At 55.3% G+C, this 13,861-nt stretch carries 15 protein-coding genes; 2 read left to right on the top strand and 13 right to left on the bottom strand.

Going from position 1 to position 13,861, the window contains the following annotated elements; genetic code table 11:
• The 4 genes from H7A81_RS19620 to prmB form a co-directional block, all read right to left on the bottom strand.
• Positions 1–284: TSUP family transporter (locus H7A81_RS19620; RefSeq protein ID WP_182058462.1), on the bottom strand; the 284-nt coding region annotated here is incomplete at its 3' end.
• 127 nt (positions 285–411) lie between these two features.
• A complete protein-coding gene (gene mepA, locus H7A81_RS19615) occupies positions 412–1,236 on the bottom strand; it encodes a penicillin-insensitive murein endopeptidase (RefSeq protein ID WP_182058461.1) in 825 nt (274 codons plus the stop codon).
• A gap of 7 nt (positions 1,237–1,243) precedes the next feature.
• Positions 1,244–2,329: a chorismate synthase gene (gene aroC / locus H7A81_RS19610; protein WP_058959027.1), complete on the bottom strand. Its 1,086-nt coding sequence runs from the start codon at positions 2,327–2,329 to the stop codon at positions 1,244–1,246.
• Between the two features lie 45 nt (positions 2,330–2,374).
• On the bottom strand, positions 2,375–3,307 hold the full coding sequence (gene prmB, locus H7A81_RS19605) for a 50S ribosomal protein L3 N(5)-glutamine methyltransferase (RefSeq protein WP_182058460.1): 933 nt from the start codon (positions 3,305–3,307) through the stop codon (positions 2,375–2,377).
• Positions 3,308–3,463: 156 nt separating this feature from the next.
• Here prmB and smrB point away from each other — a divergent pair, with 156 nt between their 5' ends.
• Positions 3,464–4,012, top strand: coding sequence for an endonuclease SmrB (gene smrB, locus H7A81_RS19600; protein WP_034825165.1), 549 nt, complete (start codon positions 3,464–3,466; stop codon positions 4,010–4,012).
• A 58-nt stretch (positions 4,013–4,070) separates the two neighbouring features.
• Here smrB and sixA read toward each other — a convergent pair whose 3' ends face one another.
• The 4 genes from sixA to H7A81_RS19580 all read right to left on the bottom strand — a co-directional run bounded on the left by sixA (position 4,071) and on the right by H7A81_RS19580 (position 8,652).
• A complete protein-coding gene (gene sixA, locus H7A81_RS19595; RefSeq protein WP_034825272.1) occupies positions 4,071–4,553 on the bottom strand; it encodes a phosphohistidine phosphatase SixA in 483 nt (160 codons plus the stop codon).
• Positions 4,554–4,748: 195 nt separating this feature from the next.
• On the bottom strand, positions 4,749–6,878 hold the full coding sequence (fadJ, locus tag H7A81_RS19590) for a fatty acid oxidation complex subunit alpha FadJ (protein ID WP_182058459.1): 2,130 nt from the start codon (positions 6,876–6,878) through the stop codon (positions 4,749–4,751).
• On the bottom strand, positions 6,878–8,188 hold the full coding sequence (fadI, locus tag H7A81_RS19585; protein ID WP_182058458.1) for an acetyl-CoA C-acyltransferase FadI: 1,311 nt from the start codon (positions 8,186–8,188) through the stop codon (positions 6,878–6,880). Before fadI ends, fadJ begins: the two co-directional genes overlap by 1 nt.
• A gap of 167 nt (positions 8,189–8,355) precedes the next feature.
• Positions 8,356–8,652, bottom strand: coding sequence for a YfcZ/YiiS family protein (locus tag H7A81_RS19580; RefSeq protein ID WP_072226461.1), 297 nt, complete (start codon positions 8,650–8,652; stop codon positions 8,356–8,358).
• Positions 8,653–9,010: 358 nt separating this feature from the next.
• On the opposite strand from H7A81_RS19580, the gene fadL reads away from it, so the two are divergent.
• On the top strand, positions 9,011–10,294 hold the full coding sequence (gene fadL / locus H7A81_RS19575) for a long-chain fatty acid transporter FadL (RefSeq protein ID WP_182058457.1): 1,284 nt from the start codon (positions 9,011–9,013) through the stop codon (positions 10,292–10,294).
• Between the two features lie 45 nt (positions 10,295–10,339).
• Here fadL and mlaA read toward each other — a convergent pair whose 3' ends face one another.
• The 5 genes from mlaA to H7A81_RS19550 all read right to left on the bottom strand — a co-directional run.
• Positions 10,340–11,107 carry a phospholipid-binding lipoprotein MlaA gene (gene mlaA / locus H7A81_RS19570; protein ID WP_045813678.1) on the bottom strand — a complete coding sequence of 256 codons (768 nt, stop codon included), beginning with the start codon at positions 11,105–11,107 and terminating at the stop codon, positions 10,340–10,342.
• Positions 11,108–11,142: 35 nt separating this feature from the next.
• The gene (gene ccmI, locus H7A81_RS19565; RefSeq protein ID WP_182058456.1) at positions 11,143–12,354 is read right to left on the bottom strand and encodes a c-type cytochrome biogenesis protein CcmI; all 1,212 of its coding nucleotides are present in this window, start codon (positions 12,352–12,354) and stop codon (positions 11,143–11,145) included.
• The gene (locus H7A81_RS19560; protein WP_034825179.1) at positions 12,354–12,809 is read right to left on the bottom strand and encodes a cytochrome c-type biogenesis protein; all 456 of its coding nucleotides are present in this window, start codon (positions 12,807–12,809) and stop codon (positions 12,354–12,356) included. Before H7A81_RS19560 ends, ccmI begins: the two co-directional genes overlap by 1 nt.
• Positions 12,806–13,363, bottom strand: a complete 558-nt coding sequence (locus tag H7A81_RS19555; protein WP_038645648.1) for a DsbE family thiol:disulfide interchange protein — start codon at positions 13,361–13,363, stop codon at positions 12,806–12,808. Before H7A81_RS19555 ends, H7A81_RS19560 begins: the two co-directional genes overlap by 4 nt.
• On the bottom strand, positions 13,360–13,861 hold a 502-nt coding region (locus H7A81_RS19550; RefSeq protein ID WP_304622195.1), incomplete at its 5' end, for a cytochrome c-type biogenesis CcmF C-terminal domain-containing protein. The genes H7A81_RS19555 and H7A81_RS19550, both read right to left, overlap by 4 nt.

Here is a 13,861-nt window from a genome sequence, read left to right as displayed (position 1 = left end):
ACCGTGCCACACACTGCACCGATAAAGGTCATGGCAATGTTCAGCCGCTGTTCGCGCAGATTCACCGCGCCGCGACGCACAAAGTAGAGGCTTGCAGAGAAAGATCCGCCCACCGACTGTAACTTATTGGTGGCTAAAGCCTGAGCAGGAGAGAGTCCCGCAGCGAGTAATGAAGGAACGGTGAGTAAGCCACCGCCGCCGGCGATGGAGTCGATAAACGCTGCCAACACCGCAACCAGAAACAACACGCCCAGCAATAGTGGGCTAACAACAAAGAGGTCCATTTTTTTCTCGTAAAGTTAACCCGACCATTCTTATTGCAGGCTGGGTATCCGTGCTCTCTCCTGGTCTCACCAACATCTGTGCCTGGGAGAGAGAACGTTGCCAATGCTGCAACAGGAAGCGTCAAGGCTAGAGTAAATGACGATCTAATAGTGCCTGACAGGATGGCGGCAACGGCGGCGGTGTTTTCTTCACAGGCGGCGTGCTGCCCGGTTTTTTCGGCAGGAACCAACTGTCTAACTCTGCACCACAACCATCACCCGGCGGCGGTGCAGCCTGATCTTCACACTCCAGACTGCCTGCCGGACAGCGCAGACGCACGTGCATGTGGGCACGATGGGCAAACCACGGGCGCACTTTGTTCAACCACGCGCGGTCGCTTCCGGCATCCGCACAAAGCTGCTTTTTAATCGCCGGATTGACGAAGATACGTGTCACTTCATTATCTTTCGCCGCCAGCTTGATCAGGCTGTCAATCTGTGGCTGCCAATGACGCGCAATCACTTGCTTATCATCCGGTGCCACCAAATCCAGTGGCTGTGGCTTCAGCAGCTGCTGCGCCGACCAGCGGTTTTGCGGCAGCTGCAACCAGATATCGACATCCAACCCGGTTTGATGGCTGGCATGCCCACTGCTGAAGCGCCCGCCGGCCGCCATGCCCATATCACCAATCAACACCTGCCCCAGCTGCAGTTGATGCACCTGGGTACTGAGACGCTGAATAAAGGCAATCAGATCGGGATGGCCGAAATAACGCCGCTGATCCTGACGCATGACCTGATAATTGGGTGAATTGAGTGGCAGTTGCTGTGCACCGACAATACAGCCGTTGGCGAACCCGCCAATCGACTGTGGGCTGCCAGCAATCGGCTGATGGATTTGCTGCCAGGGCGTGGCAGCAAACACGGCCGCACTGCACAACAGCGCGGCAACGGTGGTGAGCAGGCGGCGCATCCGTGGCTTACCAGCGCGGAACGCTGCTGTTGACGTCACCGTTCTGCGCACGCTGACGCAACAGGTGATCCATCAACACAATCGCCATCATCGCTTCGGCAATCGGTACCGCGCGAATGCCCACGCAAGGATCGTGGCGACCTTTAGTGATCATCTCCACTTCTTCGCCTTCACGGGTGATGGTTTTACCCGGCACGGTGATGCTGGAAGTCGGTTTCATTGCCAGGTTCGCACTGATGGTCTGGCCGCTGCTGATGCCACCCAAAATGCCACCCGCGTGGTTGCTCTGGAAACCGTCGGCACGAATCTCATCGCGATGCTGGCTACCGCGCTGGTTAATCACCGCGAAACCGTCACCGATTTCCACGCCTTTTACCGCGTTGATGCTCATCAACGCATGAGCCAAATCGGCATCCAGACGATCAAATACCGGCTCGCCCAGTCCCGGGGGCACGTTCTCTGCCATCACCGTGACTTTAGCGCCGATCGAGTCGCCCTCTTTCTTCAGGCCGCGCATCAGTTCATCCAGCGCTTCCAGCTTCGAGGCATCCGGGCAGAAAAACGGGTTCTCTTCAACGATGCTCCAGTCTTTCAGCTCGCAGGCTACATCACCAATCTGTGCCAGATAACCACGTACCTGAATGCCGTGCTTCATTTGCAGATACTTTTTGGCAATCGCCCCCGCCGCCACGCGCATCGCGGTTTCACGCGCAGAGGAACGGCCACCGCCGCGATAGTCGCGCAGGCCATATTTTTGCTCGTAGGTGTAATCCGCATGGCCGGGGCGGAACAGATCTTTGATTGCGCCGTAATCCTGTGAACGCTGATCAGTATTTTCAATCAACAGGCCGATAGAGGTGCCGGTGGTGACGCCCTCAAACACGCCGGACAAAATTTTCACCTGATCCGGTTCGCGGCGCTGGGTGGTGTAGCGCGATGTGCCCGGACGGCGGCGATCGAGATCGTGCTGAATATCCGCTTCCGTAAGAGGAATGCCTGGTGGCACGCCATCAACGATGCAGCCCAGCGCAATACCATGCGACTCGCCAAAGGTGGTTACGCGAAAAACTTGTCCAATGCTGTTACCGGCCATTGTGGTTCCTTGTTGCGATGTTGCGGGCGATGTCTCGCCCCATTTTTAGTCTTTGTAGAAGGAGAAGTGATGCTGTGCCGCGACGATCTGCTCGCGCGTCAGCATAAACACACCGTCACCGCCGTTATTGAACTCCAGCCAGGTAAACGGCACATCCGGATACTGATCGATCATATGCACCATGCTGTTGCCCACTTCACAAATCAGCACGCCCTGCTCACTCAGATAATCCGGGGCACAGGCAAGAATACGGCGCACCAGCTTCAGACCATCACTGCCTGCTGCCAGGCCCAGTTCCGGTTCGTGGCGATATTCATTCGGCAGATCGTCCATATCTTCCGCATCCACGTACGGTGGATTGGTGACGATCAGATCATATTTCACCTGCGGCAGACCACGGAACAGATCGGCACGAATAGGCGTGACGTGGTGGATCAAACCATGTTCTTCAATATTTTGCTCAGCCACCGCCAGCGCATCCGTGGAGATATCCACCGCATCGACTTCCGCTTCCGGGAAGGCATAAGCACAGGCAATCGCGATGCAGCCACTGCCGGTACACATATCGAGAATGTGGTGCGGTTGTTCAGCAACCAGACCGGCAAAACGGTTTTCAATCAGCTCACCAATCGGCGAACGCGGCACTAACACACGCTCATCGACATAGAATTCATGGCCGCAGAACCAGGCTTTATTGGTGAGATAAGCCACCGGAATGCGCTCGTTGACGCGGCGAATCACACGTTCAACAATGCGGTGACGCTCGCTGGCCGTCAGGCGCGCATTGCGCATATCTTCAGGGATATCCAGCGGCAGCCAGAGCGTGGGCAGAACCAGTTGGACTGCTTCGTCCCAGGGATTATCCGTGCCGTGGCCGTACCAAATGCCTGCCGCCGAAAAACGGCTGACAGCCCAGCGCAGCATATCCTGAATGGTGTGCAGTTCACTCACTGCCTCATCGACGAAAATCTTGTCCACGTAGCCCTCCGCAGGCCTTAAAATCAATCGGCCGATAGTGTGCCACGAAGCCGGGCAGAATTCAGCGCAGCGAGGCGAAAAAGCTGACATTTGTTAACGCTAAGCGTTAAGGTATGCCACCGGCTATTAACCAGCCCTTTAACCCTAATTTGAGCCATGAGTAAGAAGACGCCCCTAAACCAGGACGATCAGGCGCTGTTTCGTGAGTTAATGAGCGGAACGCGTAAGCTGAAACAAGACACTATCGTGCACAAACCGGTAGTGAAAACCCGCGAAGTCCCGCTGAAAAGACTGCTTTCCGAGCAAGCCGATAACAGTCACTACTTCTCAGATGAGTTTCAGCCTTTGCTCTCCAGCGAGGGGCCGATGCGTTATGTGCGCGCGGATGTCAGTCATTACGAGCTGAAGAAATTGCGACGCGGCGATTACACGCCGGAGATTTTTCTCGATCTTCATGGTTTAAGACAGCAGCAGGCCAAACAGGAGCTGGGGGCGCTCATTGCCGCTTGCCGCCGTGAACACCTGTTCTGTGCCAGCGTGATGACCGGGCACGGCAAGCATATCCTCAAGCAGCAAACACCGCTGTGGTTGGCGCAACATCCTCATGTGATGGCATTTCACCAGGCACCGAAGTTATTTGGCGGCGATGCCGCGCTGCTGGTGCTGATTGAAGTCGAAGAGTGGCAACCGCCAGAACTGCCTTGACGCTAAAAAAGGAAAGGGCCGCAGAGGGCGGCCCATAGAGATATGACTTTTGGCGACATCACATCGCTTTGGCCAGTTTTGACGGGCTGACCTGCCACTCCAGTTTGCCTTCACAGGCGTCTGCATCAAAGTTCACATAAGCAATTGCCGACGTAGCAAACATCGGTGGCGCTTCCTGCGGGCAAAGCTCTGACACCAGATAGCCCACCAGCGGCAGATGCGAAATCACCAGAGCTGATTTAACACCCTGCTGAGCCAGCGCCTGCAGATAACAGGCCACCATGCCCGGATCGCCTCCCGGCGTCAGTTCCGGCAGCACGTCCTGCCCTTCTGGCAGCTTCAGTGCCTCACGAACCGTGGCGAGCGTCTGCTCTGCACGGAGATAAGGGCTCACTAACACCCTTTCGATATCCAGCGCCTGGCCGTTTAGCCAGCTCGCCATCTGGCGCGATTCGTCACAGCCACAGATTGTGAGTGGGCGTACTGAATCACTCGCTGCTTCCAGAGCTGCATCGCCATGACGCATGATAAAAACTTGCATAAAGCACCGCTGTTGTTTGTCGATATCGTCGGGTACCACAGCACCAGACGCTTCATTCTGCGAATGAACGCTGTGTTTTACCCCAATGGCTTCAGTATAGTCAACCGGTTGTTTATTAAATAAGCACATCTCAGAATGGTGCCGCATCACCTTCTTCATGGCACCATAACTAACCCGCTGAATCTGTGCGCCTATTCATATTTGTGCAGAAGTGTAAAAATTCGTTTGCGCTTCTGACATTGCCATTAAAGCGTCACAGGGCGCGAAACGATCGCCATGTTGCTGCATTAATGCACGTAATGTATTGACGATTTGGCTGACGCCGCGTTGATCCATATAGCGGAACGGCCCGCCGAGAAATGGCGGGAAACCGATGCCAAATACCGCCGCAATATCACCATCCCGAGCATTGCGCACCACGGACTCGTCCAGACAGCGTGCGGCCTCATTCAGCATCATCATCACGCAGCGTTGCGCAATCTGTTCTTCGCTCTGCTTTGCCTGCGGTTTGACGCTAATCAGGTCATAGATTGAGGCATCCACTTTGCGTTTTCCCGGCCAGCGAGCCGCGTTGTAAAGGTAAAATCCTTTCAGGTTTTTACGCCCTTTGCGGCCATCGGCCAGGATGGCATTGACCGCCTCGGGTGCGCTGAAACGCTCGCCATAAGCCTGCAGCAAAATCGGACTGATTTTGCTGCCGACATCAATGCCCACTTCATCCAGCAACTGTAACGGCCCGACAGGAAAACCGAACTTCACTAACGCGCGATCGATATGGTCCACCGGCTCCCCTTCCAGCAAGCAGCGCATGGCTTCATTTATATAGGGCGCGAGAATGCGGTTGACGTAAAAACCGGGTTTATCGGCCACCACCACCGCTGTTTTGCCTTGCTGACGCGCCAACTGCACCGTGGTCGCCAGCGTTTCAGCCGAGGTGCCCGCATGCGGAATCACCTCCACCAGCGGCATTTTGTCCACCGGGCTGAAGTAATGCAGACCAATCACATTCTCTGGGCGCTGCGCGTTGGCGGCAATATCGCCAATCGGCAACGAAGAGGTGTTGGAAGCAAAGATAGTGTGCGGCTGACAATGACTTTCGATATCCGCTACCATCTGCTGCTTCAACGTCAAATCCTCAAATACCGCTTCAATCACCAGATCGCGCTGGCTGAACCCCTGATAATCGATACCGCCGCTGATGCGCGCCATCTGTTGTTGACGCTCAGCGGGTTTCAGCTGGCGCCGCTTCACTTTTTGACTCAGCAGGTCCCAGCTGTATTGCAATGCATGGTTCACACCATTGAGATTGACGTCTTTAATTCGCACCGGAAAACCGGCTTTCAGCGCCGTTACGCTGGCAATGCCCCCGCCCATCAATCCGCCACCGAGCACGCCGATGTGTTTTAATGCGCGCGGTTCAGCCTCGGCCACCGCTTCTTTCTTGATCGCGGTCGAGGCAAAAAACAGACTGCGCAGTGCCGCAGATTCAGGGGTCATCGCCAGCTGGCCAAAGGCGCGTGCCTCCGCCGCATGTCCGGCGTGGCTGCCCTGCTCCAACCCCGTGCGCACCACTTGCAGAATGCGATCCGCTGCCGGGTAATTCCCCTGAGTTTTGCGGTCGGTTTGCCGTTTTGCCATCGCGAATAACAGCGAGCGCGCCAGTGGCGCCTGCATTAGACGATCGCGACGTGACAACTCACGGCGAACAACCTTTCCTTTATGCACACGCGCAATCGCCGTTTCCAGCAAGATGGATTGAGGCACTGCATCGTCAACGATACCCAGTTTCAACGCCTGTTTAGCGCGCAGCTGCTTACCACTCAGAATCAGCGGTAGCGCTTGCGGCACCCCAATCAGTTTTGGCAGGCGCTGCGTCCCGCCTGAGCCAGGTAACAGGCCCAACTGCACTTCCGGCAGGCCCAGGCGGGTTTTATCATCCAGCGTGCAGATACGTGCGCTGCAGGCCAGTGCCAATTCCAGGCCGCCGCCGAGACAGGCACCGTGAATCGCCGCGACCACCGGGAAAGGCAGCGCCGCAATCTCCGCCATTACCTCTTGCCCCTGGCGGGCTAAAGCTTCCGCTTCTTCTGCCGTCTGGCAATCGGCGATCATGCTGATGTCCGCACCGGCGACAAAGTTATCGCTTTTACCCGAAATCAGCACTAATCCCGCCAGCTTCGGATTGCTGCGCGCTTCAGCCAGCACCGCTTTTATTTGTGGGACAAACTCCGCTTTCAGCGTGTTCATCTTTTCGCCCGGCACGTCGATGGTAATGATGCCGACATGATCGAGGCGCATGTGTAAATGGAATGCAGATGCGCTCATTATTCGGCCTCCAGAACCATTGCGCTGCCTAATCCGCCCGCTGCACAGGCGGTCACCAGTCCTAATCCGCCGCCGCGCCGCCGCAGTTCATGCAACGTTTGGGTGATCATACGCGCGCCAGTGGCAGCAAACGGATGGCCGTATGCAATGGAGCCGCCCAACACATTGAAACGTTCTTCATTCACTTCACCCAAGGCATGCGGGCGATTCAGTACCTCTCGCGCAAAACGCTCATCACGGAACATTTTCAGATTGGCCAGCGTCTGTGCCGCAAAGGCTTCGTGCATATCGATCAGCGTCAGGTCGTGGAGGGTAATGCCAGCGCGATCCAGCGCCAGCGGAGAGGCATAAGCGGGACCCAGCAACATATCCTGCCAGACATCAATCGCAGTAAACGCGTAGCTGCGCAGATAGCCAAGCGGCGTAATTCCCAGTTCTCGTGCACGGCCTTCACGCATCAAAATCACCGCGGCCGCGCCATCGGTCAGCGGTGTGCTGTTGGCTGCCGTGACGGAACCGTGGCGACGATCAAAGGCCGGTCGCAATTTTGCGTAGTCGCTAGCGCTGGCGTTAAAGCGAATGTTGTTGTCCTGCTCAATTGGTGCTTTCCATGGCGGTACAAAGGCCGCCATCACTTCCTGCGCCAGCACGCCTGACTGCCAGGCACGTGCTGCGTGCTGATGTGAGCGCAGCGCCAGAGCATCTTGTTGTTCACGTGTGATGCCGTGGGTTTTCGCCATTTGTTCGGCGGTATCACCCATTCGCAAGCCGGTAGAGTATTCGGCAACCGCAGGAGGAACCGGCAACAGATCGCGCGGACGTAAACGACGTAGAATTTGCATCTTTTTGCTGAAGGTGCGCGCTTTGTTGAGATCGACCAATGCCCGGGCCAGCGTTTTACTGACGCCAATCGGCAGCACCGAAGAGGAGTCCGCACCACCGGCGATTCCCGCATCGATGGTGCCCGCCATCAGGCTTTCCGCCACATTCGCCACCGCCTGAAAACTGGTAGCACAGGCACGACTGACGCTGTATGCATCAGTGTGCACGCTCAATCCGCTGCTCAGCACGATTTCGCGCGCAATATTGGGCGCTTCCGGCATTTGCACCACCTGGCCAAATACCAGTTGATCGATAACGTCGACCGGCAATTCGCTGCGCGCCATCAACTCTGACACCACCATGCGCCCCAACTCCAGCGCGGGAATGCCATGAAAATCACTCGCCTGACGGGCGAAAGGCGTGCGTAATCCATGGGTTATGGCGATTCGTTCGCCCTGACGCGTCAGCAGCGGCTGCGCTTTGCTCATTGCACTCACCTGTAATTTACGACCGTAGCATCATTGCCAAACAGGTCTGACCTGATCATCAGTGTTAACCAGGTGTTGCTAAGTCGCCAATAACAGAAGAAAAAAAGTGCGAGGGAAGACACGAAAAAGAGAAAACGCTGCCGGAAGGGCTTCCGGCAGCGACAGGATTAGCGTAAGCCGAGTTGAAAAATCAAGGTTTCGGCCTGGCAGGCAAAAGTGAAATCAACATTCAGGCGTAGGCCTGGCGCTTCTTCAACGAATTCTGCGTGAATCTCGCAAGGCTCGGATTCAACCTGACGCGCTTTGTCCGTCAGGTGCTTCAGCATCGCTTCAGCCGCATGACGATCGGCAAAAGCGCCAGACCAGCTCGCCGTGCAATCGGTATTGTCCATTACGGTGCCTACATCAACGCAGCAGCACGCCGCCGTTTCCGTGGCACTGCATTTTTTAATGGCATCAGTCATTGTTTTCTCCTGACGATAAATCGACACAATCGGATCATTTTCTGACACAAAGTGTACGCCCCGCGCGGCCTGGCTTCTATCTCTCAGCGGCTAAGTGACGAATATCACACTAAAAATTGATCCAGAACAAATTTGACCGCTATGCTAGATGGGCATCGACAAGATTTTGTTAAGCAGATCTGATTTTATCGATCAAATCGGAAATATTTAAAAAACATTATTGCAACAAATACACAGGTCAGACCTATACTCGTCGCACTGGTCTGATATGTGCCTTTGTCATCAGTCCCTACAATCCGCCGTCCTTTGTTACGCGACGTAACAACGTTTAATAATAAATCTAGATGAGGTTGTGGTCATGAACCATAAGAACCTGTTTGCAAAGTCAGCTGTGGCAGCTGCAGTGGCGCTTATCTCTTCCCAGGTTTACGCCGCAGGCTTTCAACTTAATGAATTCTCAGCAATTGGTTTAGGTCGTGCTTATTCAGGTGAAGGTGCGATGGGCGATACCGCCGCATCTGCCAGTCGTAACCCGGCGACCATGGCATTGATGGATCGCCCTTCTTTCTCCATCGGTACCGTTTATATTGATCCAGAAGTGGATATCAGCGGCCAGAGCCCAACCGGCAACAGCCTGAATGCGAAAAACATCGCACCGAATCAGTGGATCCCTAACCTCCATTACGTTCATCCGATTAACGATCAGTGGTGGGTAGGCGCATCCGTCACCTCTAACTATGGTCTGGCGACAGAGTTCAATGACGGTTACACCGCTGGCGGTTACGGTGGTAAAACCGACCTGATGACCGGTAACTTTAACCTTAGCACCGCTTATCGTTTGAACGAGCACTTCAGCTTTGGTGTTGGCTTTGATGCGGTTTACGCTAAAGCAAAAATCGAACGTTATGCGGGTGAAGCCGGCGCTCGCGTCGGCATGCCAGCGGATACTCAGGTTGCCCACCTGAAAGGTGATGAATGGGGTTACGGCTGGAACGCTGGCATCCTGTATGAAGTGGATAAAAACAACCGCTTCGGCTTCACCTATCGTTCAGAAGTCAAAATCGACTTTGACGGCGATTATAAGAGCAGCATCCCAATCGCTTACAACGGCACACCGCAGGCGACTGCTTTAGGCCTGCCATACGGCACCAGCGGCCAGACCATTCCGGGTTCACTCACGCTGAACTTGCCAGAGATGTGGGAAGTGTCGGGCTGGCATAAAGTGGCACCGCAGTGGGCCGTACACTATAGCCTGACCTACACCAGCTGGAGCCAGTTCCAGGAGCTGAAGGCCACTGGCAGCAACGGTCAGACACTGTTCTATAAAGATGAAGGCTTCAAGGATGCGTATCGCATCGCGCTGGGTACCACTTACTTCTACGACGATAACTGGACTTTCCGTACCGGTATCGCGTTTGATGACAGCCCGGTTCCCGCCGACAAACGTTCTATCTCGATTCCGGATCAGGACCGTCTGTGGTTGAGCGCCGGTGCTTCTTACGCCTTCAATGAAAATGCGTCAGTTGACCTCGGTATCTCTTACATGCACGGCCAGAAAGTCACGGTGAAAGAAGGGCCTTACACCTTTAACTCCGAAGGTAAAGCCTGGCTGTACGGCGCGAACTTTAACTACAAGTTCTGATGCTGAAACCATAAAAAATGGCGACTGTTAAGGTCGCCATTTTTGTTACTGTGAATCGATGTCCTTCAAATCATCCTGAATCGCACTGGCATTCGGATTCTCTTCCGGTTTTAACTTCCCGCCATTGGCGAGGAAATCATTACGCTGGAAGTAGGCGTTGCGGATAAACGCATACGGATCCTGCTGCTGTTTCAGGATGGCATCGGAATCCAACAGCTGTGCACGTGTCTCCACACCTTCCAGTGTCCATTTACCAATCGACATCGGCCAGGTCAGCCAACTCAGTACCGGATAAAGCGTATCGACATAGTCGCCGCCATCCTGACGCACCGTGAAGCTGCCATAACCCGGCAGAACCACATAAGGACCGTAGCCCACACCGTAACGACCCAGAGTACTCCCGAAGTGGTGCGGAACTTCTCGCGCCAGTTCAGGATTCGCTTTGCCCGCCACATCGATAAATCCGCCCAAGCCCAATACGGTATTGAGGAAGAAACGCGTGAAGTGGATTCCTGCCTGGCGCGGTTCACCCACCAGAATCGAGTTCAGCATGCTGGCCGGTTCGTCCAGGTTGCCGAGGAAATTACTCATACCACTGCGCGCAGGCACCGGCACGTAATCGCGCCAGGCAACCGCAACCGGGCGCACCACATAAGGATCCAGCACGTTCATGTTGAAGTTAAACATGGTGCGGTTAAAGCCTTCGAGCGGATCGCTACGCTGGGCAGGCTGCGTTGGATCGGCCGGTTTGGAACTGGCACATCCCACCAGCAGCAAGCTGGCCAGCGCCAGACCGGTCAGGCGGTTATTCATTCTTATCTCCCTGTGCGGTTGAATAATGTATCGCTTCAGGGCTGCTGTTGATTAATCTCCACAGCCAGTTGCTGATGACCATCCCAGGGGGTGATCGCGCTTAAGCCAAACCAGTCTCCCGACTGAGGATTGGCGCTACCATCGCGCGAAATACGCACCCTGACCTGCACCTGATGCTGCACCGAAAGCAGGCGATCGGGCATCATGGCGTTGCTGTCATCCAGCGTGAGCGATAACGGGAAATGGCTCAGCGGTAAACGCTTCACAGCCACAGGCACCGGTGAAACACCGTCAGACACAGAAATATACAACACTCCGCCTTGCGGTAACATTTTTTCTGCCTGCGGAGTTAAACTCACCGTCAATGCCAGGTGACTATTTTGCTGTCCCGCATCAGTTTTCGCTTGTTCAATGCTGCGCTCTATCATGGTAATGCGCTTGTCACCCGCGGGCAGAAGCTTCAGCATCACCTGCCAGGCGCCAATCGCTTGATCATATTGCTGCTGCTCAAAAGCATTAAATGCCAACAAGCTTAGGGTGCGCACGTTGCTATGGTCGCGTTTTAGCAGATCTTTCAGCATTACATTGGCCTGGCGGTTGTCCTGCGGATCGCTGGAGCGCGTCAGGACTTCGGCATAATCCTGCTGCAGTTCCAGATTATCAGGTGCCAGTTGCAATGCGCGCTGGAAGGCCTGGCTGGCATTCGTCGCGTTATTCAGCACCATGCCCAGGCGGCCCAGCATCGTCCAGTCATTGAGGTTTTGCGGATCGTCTTGCAAAGCGGTGCGCAACCCTAATTGTAGGCGAGCCAACTCTTCCATGGTTAAGGGCGCCGCTTTGGGATCCATCACACGGGCGCGCAACTGGGGGTATTCCTGCTGCACGCTAACCCAACCGGCCAGTTGCGCCAGTCCACCTGTCTTCAGGTAAAAGCCAACCGACACCAGCAACAATATAATCAGTCCCGGCAACAGCACCCAACGGCTACTGCTATGGATGCGCGCGGCGTGCTCGTTCGGCACATCGGTGAGCAGCGTTTGTTGCAGTTCACGCACCATCTCCGGGCGCTCGGCAACCACACCTTCCTCTTCATCACGCGCTAATTCGCGCAGGCGCTGCTGGTAGAAATCGGTATTCAGACGATCGCGATCGCCGCTAGTGGCTTGACGTTGACGCCAGCCTGCACTGAGAAACAGCGCCGAGGCCGCCACCAGCAAAATAATCAGGGTAATCCAGAATCCAGTCATTACGGCTTCCCGTCACGCTTAAGAATCGCCGCAAGGCGTTGTTGTTCATCGTCATCGAGATCGCTACGGGTTTTCCCCCGGCGATTGCGCAGAATAATAATCAAGCCGCCCAGCACCACAAACAGCGCAGGCCCCACCCACAAAATCAACGTTGAAGGGGTAACCGGTGGTTCATAAGTGACGAAGTTGCCGTAGCGCGCCACCATATAATCGATGATCTGCTGGCGACTTTGGCCCTGCTTCATCAGCTCATACACTTTCAGACGCATGTCCGCGGCAATCATCGCATTGGAGTCGGCAATGCTGTTGTTCTGACACTTAGGGCAACGCAGTGAACCGGTGAGATCGCGGTACTGCTCTTCCTGCTGTACCGAATCGAACTGGTAAGTATCAATGGCAGCCCACAGGCTGGTGCTGAGCAGAATGCCCGCGATTAACAAAAGCAGCCGTTTCACGCACCGGCCCCCTTGCTGTATTTATCCCACAGCGGTTTCACTTCTTCGTTCCACACGCGATCATTCATATCCCCCGCATGGCGATAACGAATAATACCGTGGCCGTCGATCAGGAAGGTTTCCGGCGCACCGTAGACGCCGAGATCCAGACCTAACATGCCGTCACCGTCATACAGGCTCAGCGCGTAAGGGTTGCCCAGCGTGTTCAGCCAGGTGACCGCTTTGGTGCGATCATCTTTGTAGTTCAGCCCGACGACGCGAATGCCCTTCTCGGCCAGCGTGTTGAGATACTGATGCTCAGCACGGCATGTCGGGCACCAGGTGGCCCAGACATTGAGCAGGATCGGTTTGCCGTCGGTCAGAACTTGCTGATCGTAGATTTTGCCCGGCTTATCGAGCGCTTCCAGTTTGAAAACCGGTACCGGCTTACCAATCAGCGCCGATTCCAGACGCGTGGGATCATCCCCATTAGCGTTGCGAGACAACTGCCACAACAGCGCCGCCGCCAGCAGCAGAAACAGCACTAACGGGATGAACAGGATCTTCTTACTCATGCCAGCTCCTCCTGCTGCGCTTTTTTACGCGAACGGTAACGTGGATCCAGTAAACACAACAGGCCGCCGAACGCCATAAACACGCCGCCGAACCAGATCCAGCGCACAAACGGTTTGTAATAGATGCGTACCGCCCATGAACCGTCATCCAGCTCTTCGCCGAGTGCTGCATAGAGATCGCGAGTGAAGCCTCCGCTGATCGCCGCTTCGGTCATCATGGTGCGTGCCGCTGTATAGAAGCGTTTCTCCGCATGCAGCACGGCTTCAAACTTCCCGTCGCGCGTGACGTCAATAATCGCCACACCGCCGCTATAGTTCGGCCCCTGCAGATTGTGTACATCACGGAAAATAAAGTGATAGTTGTGAATATCCACGGTATCGCCCGACTTCATGCGCACATCGCGTTCGACGCTGTACTGCGTGCTGAAGGCGATGCCTACCACGGTCACGGCAACGCCTAAATGGCCCAGCACCATGCCCCAATGGCTGCGCGTTAAA

Origin of the sequence: Pantoea sp. ME81, assembly GCF_903970985.1 — a bacterium.
GTDB classification, from domain to species: Bacteria; Pseudomonadota; Gammaproteobacteria; order Enterobacterales; family Enterobacteriaceae; genus Pantoea; species Pantoea communis.
Note: the sequence above shows the minus strand (reverse complement) of the source record. Positions and strands in the feature narration are given on the sequence as shown.